Source organism: Amycolatopsis sp. NPDC114484, assembly GCF_055633755.1.
The window spans coordinates 43283-70026 of record NZ_JBVKDQ010000009.1 but is presented as its reverse complement, the minus strand read 5'-3'; the positions used below and the strand labels follow the sequence as shown (position 1 = coordinate 70026).

At 68.9% G+C, this 26744-nt stretch carries 21 protein-coding genes; 10 read left to right on the top strand and 11 right to left on the bottom strand.

Annotated elements, in window-relative coordinates; genetic code table 11:
• The first annotated feature begins 84 nt into the window (after positions 1-84).
• Positions 85-1713, top strand: a complete 1629-nt coding sequence (gene groL, locus ACZ7SW_RS22560) for a chaperonin GroEL (RefSeq protein ID WP_470232381.1) — start codon at positions 85-87, stop codon at positions 1711-1713.
• Positions 1714-1795: 82 nt separating this feature from the next.
• Here the strand turns inward: groL and ACZ7SW_RS22555 are convergent, their stop codons facing one another.
• Positions 1796-2005: a PspC domain-containing protein gene (locus ACZ7SW_RS22555; RefSeq protein ID WP_037807882.1), complete on the bottom strand. Its 210-nt coding sequence runs from the start codon at positions 2003-2005 to the stop codon at positions 1796-1798.
• A gap of 72 nt (positions 2006-2077) precedes the next feature.
• Positions 2078-3016, bottom strand: coding sequence for an o-succinylbenzoate synthase (locus tag ACZ7SW_RS22550; protein WP_470232380.1), 939 nt, complete (start codon positions 3014-3016; stop codon positions 2078-2080).
• 68 nt (positions 3017-3084) lie between these two features.
• Between ACZ7SW_RS22550 and ACZ7SW_RS22545 the strand changes: the two genes are divergently transcribed.
• A complete protein-coding gene (locus ACZ7SW_RS22545) occupies positions 3085-5871 on the top strand; it encodes an AfsR/SARP family transcriptional regulator (protein ID WP_470232379.1) in 2787 nt (928 codons plus the stop codon).
• Positions 5872-7029: 1158 nt separating this feature from the next.
• On the opposite strand, the gene ACZ7SW_RS22540 is transcribed toward ACZ7SW_RS22545, so the two are convergent.
• The 3 genes from ACZ7SW_RS22540 to ACZ7SW_RS22530 all read right to left on the bottom strand — a co-directional run bounded on the left by ACZ7SW_RS22540 (position 7030) and on the right by ACZ7SW_RS22530 (position 10200).
• On the bottom strand, positions 7030-7881 hold the full coding sequence (locus ACZ7SW_RS22540) for a DUF72 domain-containing protein (protein ID WP_470232378.1): 852 nt from the start codon (positions 7879-7881) through the stop codon (positions 7030-7032).
• Between the two features lie 782 nt (positions 7882-8663).
• Entirely contained in the window at positions 8664-9425 is a 762-nt protein-coding gene (locus ACZ7SW_RS22535) for a DUF4253 domain-containing protein (protein ID WP_354740021.1), read from the bottom strand.
• Between the two features lie 133 nt (positions 9426-9558).
• Positions 9559-10200, bottom strand: a complete 642-nt coding sequence (locus ACZ7SW_RS22530) for a DedA family protein (protein ID WP_470232377.1) — start codon at positions 10198-10200, stop codon at positions 9559-9561.
• A gap of 135 nt (positions 10201-10335) precedes the next feature.
• Between ACZ7SW_RS22530 and ACZ7SW_RS22525 the strand changes: the two genes are divergently transcribed.
• Entirely contained in the window at positions 10336-11463 is a 1128-nt protein-coding gene (locus ACZ7SW_RS22525) for a sensor histidine kinase (RefSeq protein ID WP_470232376.1), read from the top strand.
• Complete coding sequence (locus ACZ7SW_RS22520) at positions 11454-12098, top strand: response regulator transcription factor (RefSeq protein ID WP_470232375.1); 645 nt, start codon at positions 11454-11456, stop codon at positions 12096-12098. The genes ACZ7SW_RS22525 and ACZ7SW_RS22520 overlap by 10 nt, the downstream gene beginning before the upstream one ends.
• Before the next feature lies 1 nt (position 12099).
• On the opposite strand, the gene ACZ7SW_RS22515 is transcribed toward ACZ7SW_RS22520, so the two are convergent.
• Positions 12100-13746: a DNA repair helicase XPB gene (locus tag ACZ7SW_RS22515; RefSeq protein WP_470232374.1), complete on the bottom strand. Its 1647-nt coding sequence runs from the start codon at positions 13744-13746 to the stop codon at positions 12100-12102.
• Positions 13747-13825: 79 nt separating this feature from the next.
• On the opposite strand from ACZ7SW_RS22515, the gene ACZ7SW_RS22510 reads away from it, so the two are divergent.
• A complete protein-coding gene (locus ACZ7SW_RS22510; protein WP_470232373.1) occupies positions 13826-14446 on the top strand; it encodes an LppU/SCO3897 family protein in 621 nt (206 codons plus the stop codon).
• Positions 14447-14449: 3 nt separating this feature from the next.
• Here the strand turns inward: ACZ7SW_RS22510 and ACZ7SW_RS22505 are convergent, their stop codons facing one another.
• On the bottom strand, positions 14450-15346 hold the full coding sequence (locus ACZ7SW_RS22505; protein ID WP_470232612.1) for an ABC transporter substrate-binding protein: 897 nt from the start codon (positions 15344-15346) through the stop codon (positions 14450-14452).
• A gap of 259 nt (positions 15347-15605) precedes the next feature.
• Between ACZ7SW_RS22505 and ACZ7SW_RS22500 the strand changes: the two genes are divergently transcribed.
• The 5 genes from ACZ7SW_RS22500 (at position 15606) to ACZ7SW_RS22480 (ending at position 23087) form a co-directional block, all read left to right on the top strand.
• Positions 15606-18290, top strand: coding sequence for a sensor histidine kinase (locus ACZ7SW_RS22500; protein WP_470232372.1), 2685 nt, complete (start codon positions 15606-15608; stop codon positions 18288-18290).
• A 3-nt stretch (positions 18291-18293) separates the two neighbouring features.
• Positions 18294-18971, top strand: coding sequence for a copper homeostasis protein CutC (locus ACZ7SW_RS22495; protein WP_470232371.1), 678 nt, complete (start codon positions 18294-18296; stop codon positions 18969-18971).
• Between the two features lie 326 nt (positions 18972-19297).
• Positions 19298-20938: a S53 family peptidase gene (locus ACZ7SW_RS22490; RefSeq protein ID WP_470232370.1), complete on the top strand. Its 1641-nt coding sequence runs from the start codon at positions 19298-19300 to the stop codon at positions 20936-20938.
• A gap of 123 nt (positions 20939-21061) precedes the next feature.
• A complete protein-coding gene (locus ACZ7SW_RS22485; RefSeq protein ID WP_470232369.1) occupies positions 21062-22279 on the top strand; it encodes an acyl-CoA dehydrogenase family protein in 1218 nt (405 codons plus the stop codon).
• Positions 22280-22370: 91 nt separating this feature from the next.
• Positions 22371-23087, top strand: coding sequence for a hypothetical protein (locus ACZ7SW_RS22480; RefSeq protein ID WP_470232368.1), 717 nt, complete (start codon positions 22371-22373; stop codon positions 23085-23087).
• Here ACZ7SW_RS22480 and ACZ7SW_RS22475 read toward each other — a convergent pair whose 3' ends face one another.
• From ACZ7SW_RS22475 to ACZ7SW_RS22460, 4 genes are read right to left on the bottom strand one after another with little or no spacing between them, the layout of a single operon-like run.
• A complete protein-coding gene (locus tag ACZ7SW_RS22475; protein ID WP_470232367.1) occupies positions 23088-23945 on the bottom strand; it encodes an ABC transporter ATP-binding protein in 858 nt (285 codons plus the stop codon). It lies immediately after the preceding gene.
• 15 nt (positions 23946-23960) lie between these two features.
• Positions 23961-24785, bottom strand: coding sequence for an ABC transporter permease (locus tag ACZ7SW_RS22470; RefSeq protein ID WP_470232366.1), 825 nt, complete (start codon positions 24783-24785; stop codon positions 23961-23963).
• Positions 24782-25549: an ABC transporter permease gene (locus tag ACZ7SW_RS22465; RefSeq protein ID WP_470232365.1), complete on the bottom strand. Its 768-nt coding sequence runs from the start codon at positions 25547-25549 to the stop codon at positions 24782-24784. Before ACZ7SW_RS22465 ends, ACZ7SW_RS22470 begins: the two co-directional genes overlap by 4 nt.
• A gap of 1 nt (position 25550) precedes the next feature.
• Positions 25551-26513: an ABC transporter substrate-binding protein gene (locus tag ACZ7SW_RS22460; protein ID WP_470232611.1), complete on the bottom strand. Its 963-nt coding sequence runs from the start codon at positions 26511-26513 to the stop codon at positions 25551-25553.
• Positions 26514-26744 lie beyond the last annotated feature (231 nt).

The following is a 26744-nucleotide window of genomic DNA, read 5'->3' as shown; positions in this document are numbered from 1 at the left end:
ACCGAGCCTGGCCGAGGACGTGTCCTGCTGCCGCCGCTGGAGACAGCGCGGCGGTGGCGCCCAATACCGGAGGACCACACCGCAATGGCCAAACTGATCGCGTTCGACGAGGACGCCCGCCGCGGTCTTGAGCGCGGCTTGAACATCCTCGCCGAAGCCGTCAAGGTGACCCTCGGCCCGCGGGGCCGGAACGTCGTGCTCGAAAAGAAGTGGGGCGCGCCGACGATCACCAACGACGGTGTCTCCATCGCCAAGGAGATCGAGCTCGAGGACCCGTGGGAGAAGATCGGGGCCGAGCTCGTCAAGGAAGTTGCCAAGAAGACTGACGACGTAGCGGGCGACGGCACCACCACCGCCACCGTGCTCGCCCAGGCGCTCGTGCGCGAGGGCTTGCGCAACGTCGCGGCCGGCGCCGACCCGATCTCGCTCAAGCGCGGCATCGAGGCGGCCGTCGAGGCCATCACCGAGCAGCTGCACAAGATGGCCGTCCAGATCGAGACCAAGGAGCAGATCGCTGCTACCGCCTCGATCTCGGCCGCTGACCGCACCATCGGCGAGCTGATCGCCGAGGCGCTGGACAAGGTCGGCAAGGAAGGCGTCGTCACCGTCGAGGAGAGCAACACCTTCGGGCTCGAGCTGGAGCTCACCGAGGGCATGCGCTTCGACAAGGGCTACGTGTCCGGTTACTTCGTGACCGACCCGGAGCGTCAGGAAGCCGAGCTGGAGGACCCGTACGTCCTGCTCTTCGGTTCCAAGATCTCCAACGTCAAGGACGTCCTGCCGCTGCTGGAGAAGGTCATCCAGTCCGGCAAGCCGCTCCTGATCATCGCCGAGGACGTCGAGGGCGAAGCCCTGGCGACCCTGGTCGTCAACAAGATCCGCGGCACCTTCAAGTCCGTCGCCGTCAAGGCCCCGGGCTTCGGCGACCGCCGCAAGGCGATCCTGCAGGACATCGCGATCCTGACCGGCGGCCAGGTCATCTCCGAGGACGTCGGCCTCAAGCTGGAGAACGCGGACCTGTCGCTGCTGGGCCGCGCCCGCAAGGCCGTCATCACCCGTGACGAGACCACCATCGTCGAGGGTGCCGGCGACGCCGACCAGATCCAGGGTCGCGTCAACCAGATCCGCGCGGAGATCGAGAACTCCGACTCGGACTACGACCGCGAGAAGCTGCAGGAGCGGCTCGCGAAGCTGGCCGGCGGCGTGGCCGTCATCAAGGCCGGCGCCGCGACCGAGGTCGAGCTGAAGGAGCGCAAGCACCGCATCGAGGACGCGGTGCGCAACGCCAAGGCCGCCGTGGAAGAGGGCATCGTCGCCGGCGGTGGCGTGGCCCTGATCCAGGCCGCCGAGGCCGCTTTCGCGGGCCTGAAACTGACCGGTGACGAGGCCACTGGCGCGAACATCGTCAAGGTCGCCGTCGAGGCTCCGCTCAAGCAGATCGCGATCAACGCCGGTCTCGAGGGCGGCGTCGTGGCGGAGAAGGTCAAGTCCCTCCCGCAGGGCCACGGCCTGAACGCCGCCACCGGCGAGTACGAGGACCTTCTCGCGGCCGGCGTGCCGGACCCGACGAAGGTCACCCGCTCCGCGCTGCAGAACGCCGCTTCCATCGCGGCGCTGTTCCTGACCACCGAGGCTGTCGTCGCGGACAAGCCGGAGAAGGCTTCCGCCGCTCCGGCCGACCCGTCCGGCGGCATGGGTGGCATGGACTTCTGAGTTCGGCTGCTTTCCGGCGAAGCCCGGTTCACCCTCGCGGTGGGCCGGGCTTCGCCCATTTCCGCGCCAGCAACCGCTGGGCTCAGTCTTCGGGCGTCAGCACGGCCGCGGCGGCGTAGACCGGGAGGATCACCCCGGCCGAGAGCACGGCCCCGGCGACGGCGGCGATGCGCACCATCGAAGGGTCGACGTTGAGGTAGTTGGCCCATCCGCCGCACACGCCGGTGAGCATGCGGTCGGAGCGGCTGCGGAAGATCTTCTTGGCCGGTGCGGCCTGCACGTTGTCCGTCATGCCAGCAATACTCCGCGACCGGGGCGCACCGCACATCCGGGATCGCCCCGGACCGCGACCCTGAAGTCTCCCTTACCCGTTGATCCGGCGGACCCGCTCGAACCGGTCCAGCCACGCCGCTTCCACCTCGGGCGACGCGGCGAACTCGGCGTAGGCGTCCGGTTCCGGGGCTTGTCGCGGCACCGGCAGATAACCGTCCACAGGGGACAGTGTTTCGGTGCAGACATCCCCGCGCAGCAATGACATCGTGCCGAGCCCGCAGGCGAAGTCCAGCTCCGGCAACGCCCCGGCGAGCGCGAGCCCGGCGGCCAGCCCGACGCTCGTCTCCACCGCCGACGACACCACACACGGCAGTCCGCACGCCTCCGCGACCTCCAACGCGCGGCGCACTCCGCCAAGCGGAGCAACCTTGAGCACAGCGATGTCGGCGGCTCCAGCGACGGCGACCTTCAGCGGATCTTCCGCGCGGCGGATCGATTCGTCGGCCGCGATCCGCACCGACACCCGGCGGCGGACGGCGGCCAGGTCGTCGATCGTGGGGCACGGCTGCTCGGCGTACTCCAGTCCACCGGCCGCGCGGTCCAGTTCGCCGAGCGCGTGCACGGCGGTGTCGACATCCCACGCGGTATTGGCGTCGACCCGGATCGCGCCGGACGGACCCAGGGCGTCGCGCACCGCTTCGATGCGCGCACAGTCCTCAGCAAGCGTCGCGCGTTTGTCAGCGACCTTGACCTTCGCCGTGCGACAGCCGGAGGCGCGGACTAGTTCGTACGCGCGTTCCGGCGGCACGATCGGGACTGTCGTGTTCACCTCAATGCGGTCGCGGACCGGCTCGGGCCAGCCTTCTTCGCTCGCTTCGAGCGCGGCGGCGAGCCAGGGCGCGCTCTCGGTGTCCGAATAGTCAGCGAACGGGCAGAACTCGCCCCAGCCGGCGGGGCCGCGGAGCAACAGTCCTTCACGGACGGTGATGTCCCGGAACCGGGTGTGCAGCGGGAGCGCGTAAACCTGCATGACTGCCGATCATGCCATCGCGGCGGTGACGGGAACCGAGGTGCCGCGGGGGCCGTCTCAACGCCACAATGGAACGTGTGGACGGCCTCGACTTCCGGGTGCTCGGCCCGGCCGAGGTGCTGGCCGGGGACCAGGTGGTGCCGCTGGGCGGCAGCCGCCCGCTGATCGTGCTCGCCGGACTGCTGCTGCGGGCCAACCGGCTCGTGTCGGTCGACGTGCTCAGCCACTGGCTGTGGGGCGATGACCAGCGCCGGTCTAAGGGCGCGCTGCAGACGTATGTCCTGCGGCTGCGCCGGGCGCTCGGCGACGGCGCGGCGATCCGCACCGAACGCGGCGGCTATCTGTTGGAAGTCGACGAGAACGCGGTGGACCTCGGTCGTTTCCGGCAGTTCGCGGCGCGGGGCCGCAGCGCGGCGGAGCGAGGCGAGCACCGGCGGGCGGCCGGGTATTTCGAGGACGCGCTGGGGCAGTGGCGGGGTTCGGCGCTGCAGAACGTGGAATCGGACGCGCTGCATCGAGACGAGGTCGGACAGCTCGCCGAGGAACGCACGCGGGTGCGCGAGCAGTGGGCTGAGACGTTGGTGACCGTCGGCGAGTACGACACCGTTGTGCCTGAGCTGGAGCGTCTGACCCGCGAACATCCGCTGCGCGAACGGCCGCACGAGCAACTGATGTACGCGCTGCTTCGCTCCGGGCGACAGGCCGAGGCGCTGGACGTTTACCGGCGGATCAGCGGACTTCTCGCCGAGGAACTGGGCTTGGACCCCGGCGCCGGACTGCAGCGGGCGCATCGACTCGTACTGGGCGGCGACGAGGGCACGCGATTCCGTACGCCGCTGGAACCTCATGTGCCGCACCAGCTTCCGGCCGACCTCGGTGCTTTCGCCGGTCGAGCGGCGGACTTGAAGGCCTTGCGCGCGTTGTTGCCGGAAGCCCTCGACGACGGCACCTCCACGCCGATCGCCTCGGTGGAAGGCATGGGCGGACAAGGGAAAACGACCCTGTCTGTCCACTTCGCACACCAAATCGCCGATCGTTTCACCGGCGGCCAGGTATTCCTGGACCTGCGCGGCTACGGCCCGGGCGCGCCGGTGTCGCCGATCGCCGCGCTGGAGACGATGCTCATCGCACTGGGAGTGCCCGCGGATCGAATCCCGTCCGGTTTGGACGAACGCGCGGCGACCTGGCGCACGTACACCACCGGCCGGCGGTTGTTGGTGGTGCTGGACAACGCGAACAGCACCGAACAAGTGCGTTCGCTGCTGCCTGGGCCCGGATGCCTGGTCGTGGTGACGAGCCGCTGGCAACTGCGCGGACTGGTCGCGACGCACGGGGCTCGCCGGATCGCTCTGTCCGAATTGGACAGTGAGGAGGCGGTGGAGCTGCTCGCGTCGGCGATCGGCGTCGAACGGGTGCACGAGGACCCGGCCGCGGCCAGTCGCTTTGTGCAGTATTGCGGCGGACTTCCGCTGGCGATCCGGATCCTCGCCGTGCGCGCGGCTCAATTTCCTCGGCTGCCGCTGGACGAGTTCGTGGCAGCGTTGCCTTCGGACGCCGGCCGGTTGAGCACCTTCGATCTCGGCGACGGCGACGAGACCAATATCCGTACGGTTTTCTCCTACTCCTATCGAGTTTTGTGCCCAGCGGCGGCGCGACTGCTGCGGTTGCTGGCACTGTCGGCGGGTCCGGATTTGTCGCTGGGCATGGCAGTCGCGCTGAGCGGACGGTCCGAAAAGGAGACTCGCGGCGCTCTCGACACCCTCGTTTCGACGCACTTGCTCATCCAGCCGAAGCCGGGCCGGTACCAGTTCCACGACCTGATTCGCGCCTATGCGCACGAATTGTCGGAGCAGGAGGACGACGACGCCGAGCGCGCGGAGGCCAGCTCGCGGCTGCTCGACTGGTGCATCGCGTCGGCGCGGAACGCGGGTCTGGCGATGCGTCCGCACCAGCTGATGGACGAAATCGGCCCGGTTCCCGCGGATGGGGCACTGGAGTTCTCGGACTTCCACCGGGCGCTGGCGTGGTTCATCGAGGAACACGGGAACCTGATCTCGGTGATCCAATGGTCGTTCCGGATCGGCAGGCACGCGCAATGCTGGCGGCTGGCCTGGTCGCTGTTCACCTATTTCGCCGGACGCGCACGGGTGGACGAATGGCGGTACGTCTTCGAGATCGGCTTGCGAGCGGCGCGGAATTCCGGCGAACGGCACGGCGAAGCGGCGATCCTTAATGGACTAGGCGTGATCGAGGGAGTCGCCCGAAACTACGTGCTGGCGCGCGAATATTTGGAGCAGGCGCTGGCCGTGCAGCTGGAATTGGGCTCGCTGCCGGGGGAGGCGCGGGCGCGCTACAACCTGGCGATGACCGCACAGAGCATCGAGGATTTCCCGGAGGCTTACCGGCATGGCCTGCGGTCGCTGGAAATCACGCGGGAGCTGGGTTTCACCTCGGTGGAGGCGAACGTTTTGCGCGCTTTGGGCGACCTGTGCGCGATGATGGGGGACTACCCGCAAGCGCTGTCGCTCGCGGACGAGGCGTTGGCGTTGGTCCCGGCGGACGACCTGCCACAGGGCCGCTTCTCGCTGGCCGCGAGGGCACGCGCATTGCTGGGCTTGGGTCGGCACGTGGAGGGCATCGAGTGCCTGTCGGAAGCGGTCGACATGTTCTTCGCGATGGACGAGGAGTACGAGGCCGCGGACGTCCTGTCGGAACTGGGCACGGCGCACCTGCGCTACGGCCGAACTGCCGCCGCACGAGACTGCTGGCTACGCGCGGTCCGGCTGTTGACGAGGTTGGACCACCCGGACGCGGACCGGGTGCGGGCCCAGTTGGCCGGGTTGGTGCGGGGGTAGTTTCGGCTGTGGTGCCGGGGTTTTGGGCGGTTGTTGATGTGGATGGATTAGCCGGGTCGGGTTTGGGTGGAGTTGACTGGTTGTTTGCGGGCTGCCGTTGATGAGGTCGGATCAGCCGGATGAGGTTTGGGTGCGGTTGGCTGGTTGCTCGTGGGCTGTCGTTGACGAGGTTGGATCAGCCGGATCGGGTTCGGGTGGAATCGGCTGGTTGCTCGCAGGCTGCCATTAACGAGGTCAGATCAGCCGGGTGGGGTTGGCTGGTTGCTCGCGGGTTGCTATTAACGAGGTCAGATCAGCCGGGTGGGGTTGGCTGGTTGCTCGCGGGTTGCTATTAACGAGGTCAGATCAGCCGGACGTGGGTCGGGCGCGGTCGGCTGGTGATGCGGCGGGAGGCGCGGCGGCCCTGCGGTGGATCGGGGCTACTGGTCGCGAGTAGTTCGGCTGGATCATTCCGGCGCGAAACGGGTTCACGCGCAGTTGGCGGGCTTGGCGAGGGGGCGGCTTCGGCCGTGCTGCGGTGGGCGTAGGGCTGTTGATTGTGCGGTTTGGATCGGGTGCGGCGCGGTCGGCTGGCTTGGTGCGGGGTGAGCTTCGGTCACATTGTTGGGCGGGTCGGCTGGTCGCTCGCGGGCGGCCGTCGACGAGGCTGACGCGGTTCGGGTCGAGTTGGCTGGTTTGCCGCGTCGGCACCGCTGCGGCTTGGACTGCTGATCGCGAGCAGTCTGGCCGGATCATCCCGGCGCGCACAGAGTTCGGGCGCAGCTGGCGGGCTTTGGGCGGGGATGGGCTTCGGCCGCGTTGCCGTGACGCGGTCGGCTGCCCGGTGCGAATCGGGTGCAGTTGGCTGGAGTGGCAAGGCGTCAGCTTGGCCGCATTGCGATAGCGCGGGGCGGTGGCCGCGTGGTTCGGATCAGGTGTGAGCAGCTCAGTGGCGTGGTGCGAGCCGTGTCGTCGGAGCGTGGGGCTGGTTGAACCATCTCAACACGCGCAGATGGCCGATTTGGTGCGGGGATAGCTTCCGCCATTCGGCGGGACGGTTCCCCTGCCGGGCACCGGAGGGCAGCGGGGCGCGGTGGTCCGCGTGCCGACCCCCAGCGGCAGCACGTAGACCACCGGCGGCCCGTATCACTACCCAACCGAAGTGCGCTCACTGTCCGCTCACTGTGCCGGGTCGGTTTCGGTGGGGAGGCCGAGCAGACGGGTCAGCGTGACGGCATTGTGCGGGGCGGCGACTTTGCTGTCGTTGTCGAAGTAGACGTGCACGTCTCGGCGGCCGCCGTCGTGCCATTCGGTGATCTTCGCGGCCCAGGCGCGCAGGGCCGAGTCGGAGTAATTGCTGGTGTAGAGGTCTTCCGAGCCGTGCAGGCGGACGTAGCTGAAGTCAGTGGTCTGGTCCTCCCGGTACGGCCACGGCGCGGCGGCGTCGGCGGTCACCAGAGCGACTCGGTGTTTTTTGAGCAGGTCTGTTGCTTCGGTCGTGGTGAAGCTGGGGTGGCGCACTTCGAGCGCGTGCCGGACTGGCCGATCGGGTCCTGATTCGAGGAACGCTTCGGACTTGAGCTTGTCGTCGTGCTTCGCCCCGAGCGCGGCGGCTTCGCTGGTGGTGCGCGGGAGCTGGCCGAGGAACGTGGAGACTCGATCGGGGTCGAAGGCCAGTCGCGGCGGGAGCTGCCAGAGGAACGGCCCCAGTTTGTCGGCGAGCGCGAGGACGCCGGAGGCGTAGAAGTTGGCGAGCGCGGTTTCGACGTCGCGCAGCTGCTTGAGATGGGTGATGAACCGGCCGCCCTTGACCGCGAACAGGAATCCGGCCGGGGTTTCGGCGTGCCAGCCGCGGTATCGCTCGGGGCGCTGCAGTGAGTAGAAGGACCCGTTGATCTCGACGGCGTTCGTCCGGCGGGAAAGGTACTCGAGTTCGCGCCGCTGCGGCAGGCCGGCGGGGTAGAACGCGCCGCGCCACGGCGGGTATCGCCAGCCGGACGTGCCCACTCGGATTTGGCCGATCTTGCTCACCACCTTTCGCCGCCGAGGGTTCCCGTGCGGACGGTTGCGGTAAACCCGTCCGCGCGGCTGTTTTCCGGACAGATGGGCTAAGGATCGGGACAGGCGTCCTGGACGGAGGGACGTGGGTCTCATGGGGTTGACTCCGTTGCCTGGCCGTCGGGACGGGACATGGAGGAGGGGACGAGAAGGCGAATGGGCGGGCAGCGGCCATTGCCACGGCAGGGAAGGGAGAACGCGGGGCGGCCCGGGCCGGGGGAACGCGGGGGTGGCGCGGGCGGCCCGGGAAGGCGAAGTCCGAGGGACGGCGCGGAACTGCGACGCGAACGAGAGGTGTGGCCGCGGGGCAGGACGTGGGTGCCGACGGCGGTGCTGGAGCGGGGCGGAGCGAGGGTGCTGGCGCGGGGCGGGAGGAGTTGACGGGCGCGGCTTCCCTGGCTCGGAGAGTCGGGTTTTGCCTGCGCCGTGGCTCGTCGAACGTGCTGGACCGGCTGAGGCAAGTACACGCTCGTCCCAGCCGCCAGCCGCCAGCCGCCAGCCGCCAGCCGCCAGCCGCCAGCCGCCAGCCGCCAGCCGCCAGCCGCCAGCCGCCAGCCGCCCAGCCGGAGGCGAGTTCACGTTCGTTCCGGTTGGCCCCAGCCAGCCCAGCCGCTGTCGTGGTCCGGCAAACCCCATCCCGTCCGGAAGATCGCCCCGTCCAATTGCCCAGTCCGGTCCAGTCAGCCCAACCGGCTCGGCTAGCCCTGTCGCAACCCGGCGAAACCGGTCCGGCCCGGCGGAGCCACCTCACTTCCTCAAGCCCACGAGAACCTCCACCGGCGGCTCTGCACCAGAGAAGTCGCGTACTCCCGCAGGTTTCCGGGCTGGGCCAGGTACGTCGGGAGGCTGAAGGCCCGGTGCTCGGCGGCCACCGTCAGTGCTCGGGCGTGGGTGCGGGGCGGGGCGGAGACCGACAGTTCGAGCGTGTCGAAGCCGAGCGTCACCAGGGTTGCGCCGAAGCGGTCTTCCCAGCTGCGCAGGACTGCCGACAGTTCCGCGACCTGGTCCGTCGACTTGATCATGCCCGTCCAGCCGATCAGGGCCGGGACGTCCGCCGGGCGGTCGGCTTGCACCAGGCCTAGCCGGTGTGGTGTGCGGGCGGCCAGGATCGAGCCGGTGTTGCCTGCTTCGGCAAGTGGGTCCGAGCGGCGGTGCGAGCGTTTCGCCAACCCGGGGAAGCGGGTGCCGAACGGGCGCAGGCAGGCTCCGTCGCAGCAGGAACCGTCCCACCAGCGGGCCAGGACCTCGGCGGGGTCGGCGTTGCCGACGCGGTGCCCGGCGGGCGCGAGGCGGCCGCGGTCGTCCAGCCAGTCTTCGCCGCGGGCGGTGAAGCGCTGGTCGGGCGGGATCAGCACGGGCCACAGCCCGGAACGCTCGAACTCGGCGACACAGCTCAAGTACCGCTGCGGCCGCGTGAGCGGCTCCTCCGACACCCAGATGCGCCCGTGCCAGCGCCCGGGCGGCAAGGTCTGGACCGGCGGTGCCCCGACGCCGGGGCGGAACGGTGCGATCGTCATGAGCTTCCCCTCGAACTGGTGTTCGGTGCCTGCATATCGAACAGTAGTTCGAACCACCGACAATTTCCAGGGCGACGCTCGCTCATCCGTTCGAGTGAACCTGAAGAAAGCCCAGGTCGAGAGGTAGAAAGAGTCAGCGCCGGGAGACGCGGCGCACCCGGACCGCCACGAACAGGCCGATCGCGATCGCCACCGAGGCCAGCACGACGTACTGGAACACCGACGCGTACCGGTCCACCAGCGACCAGCTCTCCCCGAGCAGGTACCCGGCCACGACGAACGCCGTGTTCCACAGCAGGCTGCCCGCCGTCGTGAGCAGCAGGAACCGGCCGAACGGCATCCGTTCGACGCCCGCGGGCAGCGAGATCAGGCTGCGGAAGATCGGCACCATCCGGCCGAGGAACACCGCCTTGCCGCCGTGCCGGGTGAACCACGCTTCGGTCCGGTCGAAGTCGGCGGCGTTCATCAGCGGCAGGCGGCTGAGCAGGGCCCGGCAGCGGTCGCGGCCGAGCAGGGCGCCTAGCCAGTAGACGAGCACGGCACCGGCGAGCGAGCCCAGGGTCGTCCAGAAGAGGGCTCCGGCGAGGCTGAAGGTGCCGCGGCTCGCGGAGAAGCCGGCCAGCGGCAGGACGAGTTCGCTGGGGATCGGCGGGAACAGGTTGTCGAGGCCGACGACGATCGCGGCGCCGATGCCGCCGAGCGAATCCATCAGTCCGACGGCCCAGCCCGCGAGTCCGGTGAGGGGTTCGGCGGGGGCGGCGAGCAAGAGGTTCACGGGAGTCCTTTCACTTCGAATGCGACGTAGCTGAAGGTAGAAAGGCAAGGCGCGCAACACATTGCTGTCGGCCACCCGGAGAAATGCGGGAAACCGCAGTACTCCGTCCCCAGCACACTGGCTAGCCTGGCCAACGTGAACAGACCGCGAGTGCTGCGCCGGACGGCGGGCATCGGCCTAGGTGCCCTGACAGCGCTCATCGAGGTGCCGTACGTGGTCCTCGCCGCACCGCTCCTCGTCATTCCCAAAGCACGGCCGAAGGTGCTCCGCGGCGCCCGCAGCCTCGCCGAAGTCGAACGCGCCCGCCTGCAACGATTCCTCGACACCCGGAACGGCGACGACTACGACGGCCGCCGTGCCCTGCAATACCTCGTTCCGCGCTGTTTGACTGGGCTGCTCGCGTTGGGCGTATGGGTGTGCATCGGCGCGGGAGTCGTGACGGGCGCGCTCTATTTCGTCCAGTTGGTTACCGGACAGGCCCCCGGCGGAACCGCGGACGGGACTTTTCTGGACTGGCTCCCGGTCCTGGTTCTCGGCGCGATCGCGGTATTCCTTTGTGGACAGGGCCTGCTCGGCGTGGCCGCGCTTGACCGACGGCTGGCGCGGCGGTTCTTCGGGCCCGGCAGTCAGGAACTGTTGCGGCGCAGGGTATCCGAGCTGGCGACAACCCGGAGCGAAGTCGTCGAGGCGGTCAACGGCGAACGTCGTCGCATCGAGCGGGATTTGCACGACGGGGTGCAGCAAAGGCTGGTGGCGTTGGGGGTGCTGCTCGGCCGGGCGCGCCGGGCGGGCGACGCGGACCGGGCGGCTGAGCTGGTCCGGCAGGCGCACGAAGAATCGCAGGAAGCGTTGCGCGAACTCAGAGAGGTGAGCTGGCGCGTGTATCCGATCGCGCTCGACGAAAGCGGTCTTGAGGCTGCGCTGGAGTCGCTGGCCGAGCGCGCCACGATCCCGGTCGACCTTCGTTACGCGCTCGACGAGCCATCGCCGGAACTGGCGACTGTCGTGTACTTCGTGGCTTCCGAATCGGTCACCAATGCGGCCAAACATGCCAGCGCCAACAAGGTCACCATTGACGTCCACCGTGAAGAAACCATGGTCGTCGCTGAGATCACTGACGATGGCTGCGGCGGCGCAACCATGAGCGAGAGCGGCGGACTATCCGGGCTGGCAAGGCGAGTTGCGGCGATGGACGGCGAATTCTCCTTGCGGAGTCCGGAAAACGGGCCGACCACAGTGCGGGTGACGCTGCCGTGCGAGTGATTCTGGCCGAGGACGCGACCTTGCTCAGGGAAGGCCTCGTACGACTGCTGGCGGAGGAAGGACACGAGGTAGTCGCTGCAGTCGGCGATGGCGAGCAGCTCCTCGAAGCGACCGCCGAACACCAGCCCGACGTGGTCGTCACGGACGTCCGCATGCCGCCGACCCACACCGACGAAGGGCTGCGTGCCGCCCTCGAAATCCGCGAACGTTGGCCGGACACCGGGGTGCTCGTGCTGTCCCAATACGTCGAGAAACGCTACGCGGCCAAGCTCATCGGCGGCGACGGTGGCCGCGTCGGCTACCTGCTCAAGGACCGCGTGGCGCAGGTCGGCGACTTTCTCGACGCACTGGACCGGGTCGGTGCCGGTGGCGCGGCCTTCGACCCGGAGGTGGTGCGCAGGCTGGTCGCCCGCACCTCGCACGAGGACGCGCTCGCGCGGCTGACCCCGCGCGAGCGCGACGTGGTGGAGAAAATGGCGCAGGGCCACACGAACGCGAGCATCGCCACGCTGCTGTTCGTCTCGCAGAGCGCCGTGGAGAAGCACGCGAACGCGATCTTCGACAAGCTCGACCTGCCGCAAGCGAAGGGCTACAGCCGGCGCGTGCTGGCCGTTCTCCGTTACCTCGGTTCGTGAATCACAGCGGTCGACGCAAATCCTCCGCGTCGACGATGTGGTACGCGTACCCCTGTTCGGCGAGGAACCGCTGCCGGTGCGCCGCGTACTCAGTGTCCACTGTGTCCCGTGACACGATCGAATAGAAGTGCGCCTGCCGTCCGTCGCCCTTCGGACGCAGCAGCCGGCCGAGGCGTTGTGCCTCCTCCTGCCGGGAGCCGAACGTGCCCGACACCTGGATCGCCACCGACGCTTCCGGCAGGTCGATCGAGAAGTTCGCCACCTTCGACACCACCAGCGTGCGCAGTTCGCCGCGGCGGAACTTGTCGAACAGTTCCTCCCGCTCCTTGTTCCGCGTCGCGCCCTGGATGACCGGGGCCTCCAGTTCCGCGCCCAGCATCTCCAACTGGTCGAGGTACGCGCCGATCACCAGGGTCGGCTCCCCGGCATGTTTGTCCACAATGGACCGGATGACCGGGATCTTCGTCATGGCCGTGGCGGCGAGCTTGTACCGCTCGTCGGATTCCGCGGTGGCGTACTGCAGGCGTTCGGACTCGGTCAGCGTCACCCGCACCTCGGTGCATTCCGCGGGCGCGATCCAGCCCTGCGCCTCGATGTCGCGCCACGGCACGTCGTACCGCTTCGGGCCGATCAGCGAGAACACGTCGCCCTCACGGCCGTCCTCGCGCACCAGCGTTGCGGTCAGCCCGAGCCGCCGCCGCGACTGCAGGTCCGCCGTCATCCGGAACACCGGCGCGGGCAGCAGATGCACCTCGTCGTAGACGACCAGGCCCCAGTCGCGCGAATCGAACAGGTCGAGGTGCTTGTACTCGCCCTTGGTCTTGCGCGTGACCACCTGGTACGTCGCGATGGTGACCGGCCGGATCTCCTTCTTCTCCCCGGAGTACTCGCCGATCTCGTCCTCGGTGAGCGACGTGCGCGCGACCAGTTCGCGCTTCCACTGCCGTCCGGCGACGGTGTTGGTGACCAGGATCAGCGTGGTCGCCTTGGCGTGCGCCATCGCGGCCGCGCCGACCAGCGTCTTGCCCGCGCCGCACGGCAGCACGACGACGCCGGAACCGCCCGCCCAGAACGCTTCCGCGGCCTGCCGCTGGTAGTCGCGCAGATGCCAGTCGTCCTCGGCGAGGTCGATCGGATGCGCTTCGCCGTCCACGTACCCGGCGAGGTCCTCGGCTGGCCAGCCGACCTTCAGCAGCGCCTGCTTGAGCCGCCCGCGTTCGGACGGGTGCACGATCACCGTGTCGTCGTCGATCCGCGAGCCCAGCATCGGGCTGATCTTCTTGTGGCGCGAGACCTCTTCCAGCACCGCGCGGTCGGTCGTGGCCATGACCAGGCCGTGCGCGGGGTGGTTGGCGATCTGCAGCCGCCCGAACCGGCCCATCACGTCCACGACGTCGATCAGCAGCGGCTGCGGCACCGGGAACCGCGAATACGTGGTGAGCGCGTCCACCACCTGTTCCGCGTCGTGCCCGGCGGCGCGCGCGTTCCACAACGCGAGCGGCGTGATCCGGTAGGTGTGCACGTGCTCGGGCGCTCGTTCCAGCTCGGCGAACGGCGCGATGGCGATCCGCGCGTCGTTGGCACGCGGATTGTCGACCTCGAGCAGCACGGTTTTGTCGGACTGGACGATCAGGGGGCCATCAGTCACCTCTCCTTTATACGTTCCCTGCCGGACCGCGGCCCGGGGATGCCAAGATGACGGGACGAAGCCGCGGGAGGGGACCCCAGTGACCACACCACCGTTCGGCATGCCGCCGGCCGTGAACCCGTACCAGCCGCCCCCGCGGCAGCCGGTTCACGCCGGCCCGAAACGGGTGCCGGGCAAGCAGAAGGCGCTCTTCGCCGGTCTCGTCGTCGTGGCGCTCGGGCTCGGGTCGCTCGGCGCGTTCGGGTTCGCCGCGATCGCGCGTTCGGCGGGACCGCCGGTCGCGGGCAGCTGCCTCTACCTCTCCTCGCTGGGTTCGGAGACGCAGACCTACACCGGCGCGAACTGCTCCGAGCAGGCCGCCACCTACCGCGTCGACACCGTCGTCAACGGCCGGGCCTCCTGCCGCGGCGAGGACTACGTGCGGTTCGAGCTGTACTCGTCGACGCGCTCCACCAGCGGCAGGCCGACCCAGACGTTGTGCCTCGCGTTGAACGTCGCGTCCGGCGAGTGCGTGCGCGACGTTTCGGACGAATCGAAGGTCGGCAAGGTCGCCTGCGACGACCCCAAGGCGGAAGCGCGCGCGGTCGTGCACGACGGCCAGCGGTCGGCGTCCAGCTGCGAGGACAAGGACCTGTCGCTGGTCTACGCGGGACCGCCGGTGCGCACGATCTGCCTGCAGCCGACCGGGGCGAGCATCTGAGGGCTACAAAGCGTTGGGCAGCATCGCCGCCACGTCGAGGCGGTTGGCGAGCTGCCCGGAGCTGTGCATGAGGTCGGCCACGCGCTGCAGCCGGGTCGCCGACAGCGTGGTCGGGTAGCTGCCGAGCGAGATCAGCGCGGCGGTGGTCTGGTCGATGTCGGAGAACGTCGGCAGCGCGTCGCGCACCTTCGCCGAATCGGACGCGGCGAGCTGGGCCTGGGTGAGGACGTTCCGGAACGCCGTCAGCGTGCGGGGGTTCGCCGCGGCGAACTGGCCGGTCGCGGCGTAGCCCGACGCGGGGAAGTCGAGGGTCGCGCCGGTCGAGCCGTCGGCGAGGATCTGCGCGCCGAGTTCTTTTTCCGCGCGGGTGATGTACGGCTCGACCATCAGCGCCGCGTCCGCGTCCCCGGACTGCAGAGCGGCGGGCATCTGCCCGAACGGCCGGGCCACGAACTCGATCTTCGACTTGTCGACGCCCGCCGTGCCGAGGACCGCCCGCGCGGTGAGCGCGCCGATGTCGGCGGGGGAGTCCACGGCGATCTTCGGTGACTTCTTCGCGGTCGGTTCGCTGTAGTCGGAACCGGGCAACGTGACGAGCGCGATAGTCGTGCGGCCGAAGGTGTACGCCTCGCCCTGCAGTTGCAGCGCGGTGCCCGATCCCGCGGCACGGAACAGGGACACGTCGCTGCCGAACGTCACATCGACCTGTCCGGCCTTCAGTTTTTCCACGCCGTCGCTGTCGCCGAGTTCCACCAGTTGGACGTTCAGCCCGGCCTGACGGAACTTTCCGGCCGCGGCGGCGATCCGCAGCGGGGCGGTGTCGATCGGGCTCGCGACGCCGACCCGCAGCGTCGCGCGTTCCGGCGGTTGCGCTTGTCCAGCGTCACTGGATCCGAACATGGAGCAGCCGCTGACTGCGAACAACGTCGCCACCAGCGCAAACCTCAGACCGGTCGCTTTCACGTGCCATCCCCTGCCGGGAGAATCTCTGCCTCGTGCTGGATCGTATGGGCCGCTGCCCATACGATCGCCCGCAGGGCCGTGCCCCCGCCAGGGTGGCTTCCCGATCTTTTCGCCGAGAACTGCCAAGCGGTAGTTTCCGGCCGGAGCCGATGACGTCCGCGGGCAGAAGGTCCCCGCGGTGGAAAAGGAAGCACAGGTGACCCGTCGCGACGACCGTCCCCGTTCGGGTGACGCGACGGATCCGGCTGCCTCGCGCGCGGTCGGCGGCGGGTGGCGGCTGCGGAACTGGCGGCTGCGCACCAAGCTCTTCGTCGTCCTGCTGATCCCCGCGCTCGCCGTGGTCGTGCTCGTGGGCCTTCGGGTCAGCAGCGACCTGCGCGACGCCCGCCAGCTCGCCGAGTTCGCCGCCCGCTGCCGGGTCGACACGACGGTCGCCGAGGTCGTGCACCAGCTGCAGCGGGAACGCGACGTCACGGTCCGGTTCGTCGCGGGCGACCGGAAGGGAGCCACCGACGTCCTCGTCGGCCAGCGCGGCCGGGTCGACCTGGCGATCGGCGCGTTCGAGCGCTCGCTCGCCGACAGCAAGGCGCGGCTCGACGAGTCCGCCGCGGGCGATCTGCAGCAGAGCGACGACCGGCTGCGAGTGCTTGGCGGCCTTCGGTATTCGGCCGAACACTCGGCGTATCCGGCCGACGCGGTACTGCGCTCCTACAGCGAGCTGATCTCCGGCCTGCTCGACATCAGCGACACCGTCGCGGCCGACGTCACCGAACCCGACCTGGCGCGGCTGCGGCTGGCCGGGAACGCGCTCGCGCGGATCAAGGACCAGATGTCGGTCAAGCGCGCGGTCATGTCCGAAGCCATCGCGCAGGGCACGCTCAACCGGGACCGGACGCGTGCGTTGCTCGGCGCGGAAGCCGAGCTGGCCGCCGCGCGCAGCGACTACCGCACCTTCGCCACTCCGGACGAGCAGCGGATGTACTCGGACACGGTGATCGGCATCGTCGTCGACATCGGCAACGACATGGTCGAGTCGGCGCTCACGCGTACGGAGAACGACCAGCCGCTTTCCGGCCTGGACGCGGACCGGTGGGACACCGCGTCGACGTACACGGTCAATCTCGCCCACCAGGTCCAGCAGGCGCTGCTCGTCCAGCTTCAGGAGAAAACGGACGCGCGCGCCGCCAGCGCCCGCGCGTCGACGATCTGGGACGGCGGAATCGTCATCGGTGTCCTGTTGGTCGCCGGTGTGCTGTCGGTGGTGATCGCGCGCTCGCTGCTGCGGCCGTTGCGGATCCTGCGCCGCACCGCGCTGGAGGTCGCCGACCACCGGCTGCCCGAGGCCGTGCAGCGGCTGCTCACCGAGCCCGATCCAGCGCCGGAAAACCTGCGGCACCGGGCGGCGGTCGCACCGGTGCCGATCTTCACCCGCGAGGAAGTCGGCCAGGTCGCGCGCGCGTTCGACGCGGTGCACGGCGAGGCGGTCCGGCTCGCTGCCGAGCAGGCGATGCTGCGCGAGAACGTGAACGCGATGTTCGTCAACCTGTCGCAGCGCAGCCAGGATCTGGTGGAGCGGCAGCTGTCCGTGCTCGACCGGATGGAGGCGGGCGAACAGGACCCGGACACCCTCGGCGGGCTGTTCGAACTCGACCACCTCGCCACCCGGATGCGGCGCAACAGCGAGAACCTGCTGGTGCTGTCCGGAACCGACCTGGTGCGCGAGGACGCCGGGCCGGTGGTGGCCGACGAGATCATCGGGGCCGCACTGTCCGAAGTGGAGGATTACCAGCGGATCGAGGTCGGCCCGGCCCCCGCGCTGGCGGTGCGCGGCGACGCGGTGAACGACCTGGTGCACGTGGTGTCCGAGCTGCTGGAGAACGCCACCCGGTACTCCGGGCCGCGGACGGCGGTCACCGTCGAGAGCGCGCGGACGCCGGACGGGGCGTGGCGGATCGAGATCACCGACCGCGGCGCGGGCATGCCGCAGGCGGAGATCGACCGCACCAACGCGCGGCTGGCGCATCCGCCGGAGGTCGACGTCGAGGTGTCGCGCCGGATGGGGCTGTTCGTGGTCGCGACGCTGGCCGAACGGCACGCCATCGCGGTGAAGCTGAGCCCGGCCGAGGGCCGCGGCCTCACCGCGACAGTCGTCGTCCCGGCGGCGTTGATCACCGAAGCCCCACCGCTGCCGCAGCTGCCCGCACCGGTCGAACCGGAACCCGCGCCGGAGCCGGAACTGCTGGCCCCGCTCGCGCCGCTGACGCCGGTCGAAGAGCCGGAGGAGCCCGCCGAGCTGGTCGCGCCGACCCTTGACGACGCTGGTCCGCTGCGCCGCGCGCCGGTGGTCGAGGAAGCGCCGTCGTGGCCGGTCGAATCGGCACGGTCGCATCTGGAGATCGACGCGCCGACGGACCGGATGCCTGCTTATCGCGACGTGTTGTCGCGCTGGTTCGATCTCTCGGCGCCAGCGGAGGACCCGGTGGTACCCGAGCCGCGCGTGGTCGCGCCGATGCCGGAAGTGCCCTCGTTCGAGCCGGACTACCAGACAGCCGAGCCGAAGCACGCCTACGAAACGCCGCCCGAGTTTCCGACCGAGGACCCGGACGAGGCGGTCCCGGAATGGCCGGCGCCCGCGCACTCGGAGCAACCCGAGTGGCCGTCGCCCGCGCACCTGGAACAAGAGGACGGGGCCGAGGACACCTGGCCGTTCCTGCGGGTCGCCGACGTGGCGGGCGGCCCCGCAGCGGCCGAGGAGCAGCGGCCGATACTCTCGCTTTCCCCCGACGCGGTGCGCGCCCGGATGACGAGCCTGCAAGGCGGCTTCCGGCGCGGCAGGCACGCCAGGGGGGAAGACACCCCGCCACTGGATCGAAACGGATGAGGCATGAGTTCGAACACCGCCCTGCTGGAAGTGATCGCGCTGGGCTCCCAGGACGCGGAGCGGGCGCAGGAGGGCGGAGCGGACCGGCTCGAACTGGTCGCCGACATGGCCAGCGACGGGCTCACCCCCAGCGAGGCGACGGTGCGCGAGGTGCTCACGGCCACTGATTTGCCGGTGCGCGTGATGCTGCGCGCGGAGAACACTTTCGACGCCCGCGCGATCGACGAGGTGCGTGCTTCGGCGGCCCGGTTGGTGTCCGCGGGCGCGCAGGAGTTCGTGTTCGGCTTCCTGACCGAGGACGGCGAGGTCGACGCCGAGGCGTGCCGCGCGCTGCTGAAGGAGATCGACGGGCGGCCGTGGACGTTCCACCGCGCGATCGACCGCTCGCGCGACCCGATCGCCGCGTACGAGGTGCTGGCCGAACTCGGCTGCGACACCGTGCTGGCGGCGGGGCACGCGAACGGTGTCGCGAGTGGACTGTCGGTGCTGCAGCAGCTCGCGCGGCGCACCGACGGCCCGGCGCTGTTGGTCGGCGGCGGGTTGCGGGCGCAGCAGGTGCATTTGCTGCGGGCCGGCGGAGTGCGCGGATTCCACGTCGGCGGCGCGGTGCGTCCGTCCGGTTGGGACGCTCCGGTGGACCCGGCCGCCGTGCGCGAGTGGGCCGAACTCGTCAAAGGCTGACGCTCTAGTCCATTCGAGAGGGGAACCTCGCCGGGAATTCCAATTCCGGCAAGGTTCCCCTCTTTGCTTGACGCGCACAGTGCGGGTATGCGCGCAAGGGGTCCGGATTGTCCGCGGCTTCCGTCTTCCGACGTCCGGTGGTTTCCGGATTCGCCGGGACATCGCGGCGTGAATCAGTCATAAATCGTGCAAGTGGAAAACAAACCAACCGCGATAAGGTCAGCCAAAAGTAGGTTTCTTTGTTTCGAGCGGTTTTTTAGGGTCGGTGATACGGGTCGGTACCGCGATTTAGCCGGCCCGGTCCCCGCCTCTCGAGAGGAATTCTCATGCGCTTGCGCAAGCTCGTCGCCGCCGCGGTTCCGCTGCCGGCGTTGCTGTGCCTGTCCGTGGCCGGCGTCGCGAACGCCGACCCGCTGGTCGCCCTTTCCGGCAACGCCGCACCGCTCGCCGCCAGCGCGCGGTCCGGCGATGTTGCCGCTGAGCAGCAGATTCCTGCCGCCCTGTCCCTCAAGCTGCACAACCAGCAGGCGCTGGCCCGCTTCCTTTCCGACGTGCAGGACCCGGCCTCGCCGCAGTATCACCGATTCCTCTCTCCGGAGCAGTTCACTGCCGCGTTCGGCCCAACGCAGGCGGAAGCCGAGCAGGCGGTGAATTTCCTCAAGCGCAGCGGCGCACAGGGCATTGAGGTTTCCGGAAACCGTCAGGCGATCACCTTCTCGGCGACTGCCGGACAGCTGGAATCCGCCTTCCATACGCGCCTCGGCAATTACACCGACACGGTCACCGGCCGGAAGTTCTACGCGAACGACTCCGCGCCGGAACTGCCCGCGTCGGTGTCCTCGGTCGTCGATTCGGTCGTCGGCCTCGACAACCACGCGGTGAAGCACCACGCCAAGCCGACGCAGGCGCCGCGCACGGTCAAGCCGGTGACGCCGACCATCCTCAAGACCGCGTACGGCACCAGCGGCATGTCCGCCACCGGCGCGGGCGTGAATGTCGGTTTCGTGGAGTTCGACGGCTACAAGAAGTCCGACATCACCGCGTACGACACGAAGTACGGTCTCAAGGGCGGTTCGGTCAGCACGGTTTCGGTCAGCGGAGCCAACTACGACTCCAGCCCCGGCGACGGCCAGACCGAGGTCGACCTGGACATCGAGGTCGTGCACGCGCTCGCCGCCCCGGCGAACGACTACGTGTACGAGGCCCCGAACTCCAACGCGGGCGAGCTGGCGATGTACCAGAAGATCGCGTCGGACAAGAAGGTCAGCGTCGTCTCGATCTCGTGGGGCTCCTGCGAGGCGGCGGAAGGCTCGGCCGCGGCCAACAGCGTCGACAAGGCGCTCGCGACCGGCACCGCCGAGGGCATCAGCTACTTCGCCGCCGCGGGCGACGACGGCACCACCGACTGCGCCCGCCAGACCGGCAGCAAGTCCCAGGCCGTGGACTTCCCGGCGTCGAGCCCGAACGTCTCCGGCGTCGGCGGCACGCAGCTGACGGTGAACTCGTCGAACGGCTACAGCAGCGAGACGACGTGGAACGACGGCGCTTCCGGCGGGGCCGGCGGCGGTGGCATCTCGACGATCTTCGCCGCGCCGTCGTGGCAGTCGAAGCAGAGCACGACCAAGCGCAAGGTCCCGGACGTCGCCGGGGACGCCGCGCAGGGTTCGGCGTACACGATCATCTCCGGCGGCCAGGCCGGCAACGTGTGGGGCACCTCGGGCGCGGCTCCGCTGTGGGCGGGCTTCGCGGCGCTGCAGAACGAGGTCCACAAGGGCGGTCTCGGCAACCTGAACGCGAAGTTCTACGGCATCGGCAACGGTTCCTCGTACGGTTCCGGATTCCACGATGTGACCACCGGCAACAACACCTTCAACGGCACCACCGGCTTCTCGGCCGGCAAGGGCTACGACCAGACGACCGGCTGGGGTTCGTTCAACGGCTCCGGACTGTCCAAACTGATCGGCTGACAGTGATTCTCGCGAGCGCCTGTCCCGGTCGCCGGGGCAGGCGCTCGCGCGTGTCTTGTGGACTGAAGCGGCTACGGACAATGGCTGATTGACCAAGATCCGGGACGCTGTTTTGATGGCCGGGTGCAGCCTCTCCTGACGCCCAAGCAGCAGGCCCTCGTCGACCGCGCCGCCAAGCTCGCGGACATCTTCGCCGAGCGCGCGGCCGAGCACGACCGGGACAACACCTTCCCGCACCAGAACTACGACGATCTGCGGGAAGCGGGCTTCCTCCGGCTGTCGGTGCCGGAAGAACTGGGCGGCTCCGGAGCCGGGCTGCCGGAGATCCTGCCGGTGCTGGAACGGCTGGCGATGGGCGACTGCGCGACCGCGCTGGCGTTCACGATGCACCTGTCGCCGCTGGGACAGTGGGCGAGCGTGTGGCGGCGCACCAAGGCACCCCGGCTGGCGGAACTGCTGCGCAAGGCGGTCGACGGTGAGTTGGTCTGGGCGTCGATCACCAGCGAAACGGGCCTGCGCAACGACATGACGGACGCGAAAACCCGCGCTGTCCGCGTCGAAGGCGGCTTCGAACTGACTGGCCGCAAGAGCTTCGCGACCAACTCGGCGGTCGCCACGCACTGTTCGACCACCGCCCGCTACGAGGACGCCGACGGCGGCCCGCGGCTGCTGCTGTGCCAGATCGCGCTGGACCAGCCCGGCGTCACGATCCATCAGACGTGGAACACCATGGGCATGCGCGGCACCCAGAGCAACGACGTCGAATTGGACAAGGTGTTCGTCGAGGACGCGGCGGTCGTGCACTCGCTGCCGGTGAAACACCTCGACTCGCGGGTACTGGAAACCGTGTGGGCGTGGGCGATGCCGGCGTTCTCGGCGGTCTACACGGGAGTCGCGGCGGGCGCGCTGGACTGGACCGTGCAGACGCTGATCCAGCGCGGCAAGGCGGAAGACCCGGTGCTGCAGGACCTGATCGGCGAATGCCAGATCCTGCTGGAGAGCTCCCGCGCGCTGATCTACCGCCAGGCCGACGAGGTGACCAGCCGCCGGCTGTTCACCGGAGACATCCAGGACGGCGTGGCCCGCAGCGCGGTGGTGAAGTACACGGCGGCGAACAACGCGGTCCAGGTCATGCAGCGGCTGGTCGACGCACTGGGCGGCATGTCCTACACGAAGGCGCTGCCGTTCGAGCGCATGTGGCGGGACGTGCAGGCGAGCACGTTCATGCCGATGGGGAACCTGGCGACCCGGAAGCTGGTGGGGGCCAACGTGCTCGGGGTGCGGACGCTGCCGGAGATCGGTCCGGATGAGACCGGACCGGATTCCCGGGCTAAGGGCTGAATGGGTGAACCCGGGCGGAACCGGGTGAGTTTTCGCTGCTCAGAGGCTACCTTGATCGCTTCGGTCTTGGTGTCCAGGGGAGGGGCAGCGAGTGGCGAAGCAGAAATTCCGGACGCTTAAGGACGGGCGAGTAGTCCCGATTGACGAGGGCGGCGGGGCAAAGGTCTTCGTAGCCGGGGTGGCAGTAGTCGCCGCTGTCGGAGGCGGAACCGCGGCCGGGATCGGCGGTGCGGCGAGCGTGGAATCCGGGGCAGCGGCGGAGGTCCTGCCCGGAAATCTCGCCGGTGACGTCGCGGATTCCTTGCCCGGCCGGAACTTCGAGACCCGCAAAGCCGAGGGCAAGAAGTCGGCGAAGCGCGGCCGCAAGGACGAAACCTTCAGCCGCTTCAAGCTCAAACAGCTCAAGCAGGCCGCGAAGCACGAGATCAACTGCCTGCTGAACTCCACCGACCGCGTCCGCGACTACCTCGCGGAGCACCGCTGCACCTCATTGGACCGAAACCTCTTCGCCGTCGGCGACGGACACGGCAACGCCGCGGTGATTTCCGTTGCCCGCGTGGAGTTTTCGAAGAAGAGCGACGCCGAGGGCTGCGAGAAGGTCGAAGAGGTGCAGGGCAGCGGGGATATCAAACCCCTTGGCGCTGCCCTGCTCGGCCTCGACGGCGTGAAATTCTCCGGCCACCACTTCCAGTCCAGAGTGGACGGTCGAGCCATGGTGGTCGCCGAAGTGGAAACCGGTGCCGGAAAACCAGATTCCGGCACCCTGGACGCCCTCGCCGACGTCTCAGTCTGGTTTCCGAAGCTGTGACTACTTCTTCTCCGACACGACAGTCTCCGAAGCCTCGGACGCAGCGGCCTCCGCCGCCTCCTGCTCCGCCAGATCCGCCGCCGCTTGCACCGCCGGACCGTGCAGCAACCGCGCCACTTCACCGCGCAGCGAAACGAATTCCGCCGATTCGCGCGTCGTGATCTGGTCCCGCTGCGCGGGCAGGTCCACCTTCAGATCCGCCACGATCCGAGCCGGCGACTTCGACAGCACCAGCACCCGGTCGCCCAGGTACACGCTCTCGTCGATGTCGTGCGTCACCAGCAAAACCGTCGTGCCCTGTTCGACCTGGACCCGGCGCAGCAGGTCCTCCAGTTCGAACCGCGTCTGCGCGTCCACCGAGGCGAACGGCTCGTCCATCAGCAGCAGCGCCGGACGGCTCGCCAGCGCACGGGCGATCGACACCCGCTGCTGCATGCCGCCCGACAGCTGCCACGGGTACTTGTTCACCGCGGCGGACAGTCCGACCGCCTCGAGCGCTTCGGCGGCCCGCGCCTTTCGGGTCGCCTTGTCGAGTTTGCTCCAGCGCAGCGGGAATTCCACGTTCTTCGCGACCGACAGCCACGGGAACAGGGAACGGCTGTAGTCCTGGAACACCACGGCGAGATCGTCCGGCACCGAGGTGACCCGGTCGCCGTGCAGGCTCACCGTGCCCGCGGACGGCGGGATCAGGCCGGCGATCGCGCGCAGCAGCGTGGACTTGCCGCAGCCGGACGGGCCGACGATGCACGCCAGCTGCCCGGTCTCGACCGTGAACGACAGTTCGTTGACCGCGACGTGCGCGGATTCGCCGCTGCCGTAGCGGTGGCTGAGGCCGGAGACCTCGAGCATGGTCGACATAACGGGAAAACCTTCCTAATTCCGGCCGGGCTGCCAGCCGAGCACCCGGCGTTCGATGCCGAGCAGCGCGGCGTTGAACCCGTACCCGAGGATGCCCAGCAGCACGATCCACGCCCACATCTGGTCGAAGTCGTACGAGCGCTGGGCGGCGAGCAGCGCGTAGCCGATGCCGTTGAGCGCCCCCACCAGTTCGGAGATCGCCATCAGGATCAGCGCGATGGAGAGCGACAGCCGCAGCCCGGCGAAGATCTTCGGCAGTGCCGCGGGCAGTACGACCAGCCCGATCCAGTACCGCTTCGGCGTGCGGAACGCGCGCGCCGTCTCCACCTTGACCTTGTCGACCGAGCGGACCCCGTCCACTGTGTTCATCAGAACCGGCCACAGCGAACCGAAAATGATCGTCGCGGTCTGCATGCCAGGACCGATGCCGAACAGGATGATGAACACCGGCACCAGCGCGGGCGGCGGAATGGCGCGGAAGAACGCGAACAGCGGTCCCACATAGTCCATTCCGGTGCGCGAACGGCCCAGCGCGGTGCCGAGCGCGACGCCGATCACCACCGCCAGCAGCCAGCCGCCGAGGACCCGGCCGAGGCTCGGCAGGATGTGCGCGAACACCGGATCGCCGAGGAACAGCTGCGAAACCGGGCCGGAGAACCACAGTTTCGCCGCCGCGGCGGCGATCTTCGACGGCGGCGGGAAGAACACGCTCTCGCTCAGCCGCGTCGCGATCTCCCACAGCACCACCAGAATCACGAACAGCAGCCATTTGCGGGCGAACCCGCCGAGGCCGCGGCTCATCCGGCGCGTCACGGTGGACGGCTTCTCGACCACACTCACGCGGCGGCTCCTTCGACGGCGCTGCTCCAGCGGAACAGCCGGTGGCCCAGCCGTTCCAGGCCCTCGTTGACGAGGAAGCCGAGGATCCCGGCGACGACCGTCCCGGCGAGCACCAGGTCCATCCGGCCCGGCCCGGAACTGGCCTCGAGCACGAACTGCCCGATGCCGAGTTTCGCGCCGGCCAGGAATTCCGTGCTGATCACCAGGATCAGCGAGATCGCCGCGGACAACCGGATCCCGGTGAACACGAACGGCGCGGCGTGCGGCAGCGCGACCGAGGTCAGCACCCGCGCGCGCGGGGTTCCGTACGTGCGCGCGGTTTCCAGCAGCAGCGGGTCGATCTCGGCCAGCGCGTAAATGGTGTTGAAGAGGATCGGCCACACCGCCGCGTACACGGCCAGCGTGATCTTCGCTTCCGGGCCGCCGCCGACGACGATCAGCACCAGCGGGATCAGTGCCACGGAAGGGATCGGCCGCAGGAACTCGACGATCGCCTTGGTCGCGTCGCGCAGCCAGGGGATGCTGCCGAGCAGCAGACCGGCGGGGACCGCGATGGCGATCGAGATGAGCAGCGCGATCATCCACGCGAGCACCGAGGCGACCACGTCGCGGACGAATTCGACGTCGCCGAGCAGTTCGCCGATCCGGGCGAACACGACGGTCGGCGGGGGCAGGTCGTTCTGGTCGATCAGACCGGCCCGCACGACGGCCTCCCAGATCAGGAGGAAGCCGAGCAGGCCGGTCAGGTTCCGGACGAGGCGCACGTCAGGACGCGTTCGCCTGCGGGACGATCATCGACTGCACGTCGATCTTCGACTGGATGGAACCGAACTGCTGCAGCAGGTCCGGCACCCGCTGGATGCGCCGCGCGTCCAAAGTGGACTGGAAGGTCAGCAGGTTCGTGATCTTCGCGGTCGCCTCGTCCACCTTCGAGAACTGGATCATCAGCGGCTCGATCTTGGAGCGGTCGGACGCTTCCTTCGTGGCCCGCAGCATCGCGCGCTGGAACGCGGCGACGGTCTTCGGGTTCGCGTCGGTGAACTTGCCGAGCGAGCCGTAACCGGCGGTCGGGAAGTCCTTGGTGCCGCCGGAAGCGGTGTCGACGACCTCGACCGTCCCGTTGACCTTCGCCGACTGCGTGATGAACGGCTCGGTGAGGAAGCCCGCGTCGATGTCACCGCGCTTGACCGCGGGGCCGATGTCCGGGAACCGCAGCGAAACCCACTTCACGTCGTTGAAGTTCACGCCGTTGTCGCGCATGACCGACTTGGTCAGGGTGTCGCAAATCGTGTTGGTGGCGGTGATCCCGATCTTCTTGCCCGCGAGGTCGCGCACGTTCTTGATGTTGCTGTTCGGCATCGCCACGACCTCGGTGCTCTTCGGGCCGGCCGAGGAGGCGTCGGCGACGAGCTTGATGTCCGCGGCGCCCTTGCTCTTGGCGATGAAGAACGGCGTGTAGCTCGCGTAGGCGATGTCGACCTCGCCCGACTGCAGCTTCTGCAGCGAGGCGTCACCGCTGGCGGCGTCGACGGCTTCGACTTCGAGGCCCTCGTTCTTGAAGTAGCCGTTCTGGACCGCGAGGTGGAAAGGCACCACGTCGATCGTCGGCATGATCGAGACCTTGATCTTGGCCTTCTCGACCCCGGAGCCGCCCTTCGAGCTGCCCGAATCCTCCGATCCGCCCAGCAGGCCGCACCCGCTGGCAGTCAAGGCCACGCCGCCCGCCATCGCGAGCGACAGGAACCCGCGCCTGCCGTAACCGCGCCGGCTGCTCACCGCTTCATCAAACAAGGTCGCTCCTAGCAAATGGGCCCGCGTCTGGCATGGACGCGGGGGGAAGGTGGCTCATTGTCCGGAGTCACGCGGCTACTGTAGAGAACCAGCACGATCACTCACAATGGGTGTTCATATACGATTCAGAAGTGGTACTGGTCACTCGATCAGGTGATCGAATCCGCT

Coding starts and splice junctions, on each gene's coding strand:
- ACZ7SW_RS22535 (WP_354740021.1), bottom strand. CDS start 9,425: ATGACGATCGCACCGTTCCGCCCCGGCGTCGGGGCACCGCCGGTCCAG.
- ACZ7SW_RS22495 (WP_470232371.1), top strand. CDS start 18,294: ATGAGTTCGAACACCGCCCTGCTGGAAGTGATCGCGCTGGGCTCCCAG.
- ACZ7SW_RS22475 (WP_470232367.1), bottom strand. CDS start 23,945: ATGTCGACCATGCTCGAGGTCTCCGGCCTCAGCCACCGCTACGGCAGC.
- ACZ7SW_RS22550 (WP_470232380.1), bottom strand. CDS start 3,016: ATGCAGGTTTACGCGCTCCCGCTGCACACCCGGTTCCGGGACATCACC.
- ACZ7SW_RS22505 (WP_470232612.1), bottom strand. CDS start 15,346: ATGTTCGGATCCAGTGACGCTGGACAAGCGCAACCGCCGGAACGCGCG.
- ACZ7SW_RS22555 (WP_037807882.1), bottom strand. CDS start 2,005: ATGACGGACAACGTGCAGGCCGCACCGGCCAAGAAGATCTTCCGCAGC.
- ACZ7SW_RS22545 (WP_470232379.1), top strand. CDS start 3,085: ATGGAACGTGTGGACGGCCTCGACTTCCGGGTGCTCGGCCCGGCCGAG.
- ACZ7SW_RS22490 (WP_470232370.1), top strand. CDS start 19,298: ATGCGCTTGCGCAAGCTCGTCGCCGCCGCGGTTCCGCTGCCGGCGTTG.
- ACZ7SW_RS22460 (WP_470232611.1), bottom strand. CDS start 26,513: ATGGCGGGCGGCGTGGCCTTGACTGCCAGCGGGTGCGGCCTGCTGGGC.
- groL (WP_470232381.1), top strand. CDS start 85: ATGGCCAAACTGATCGCGTTCGACGAGGACGCCCGCCGCGGTCTTGAG.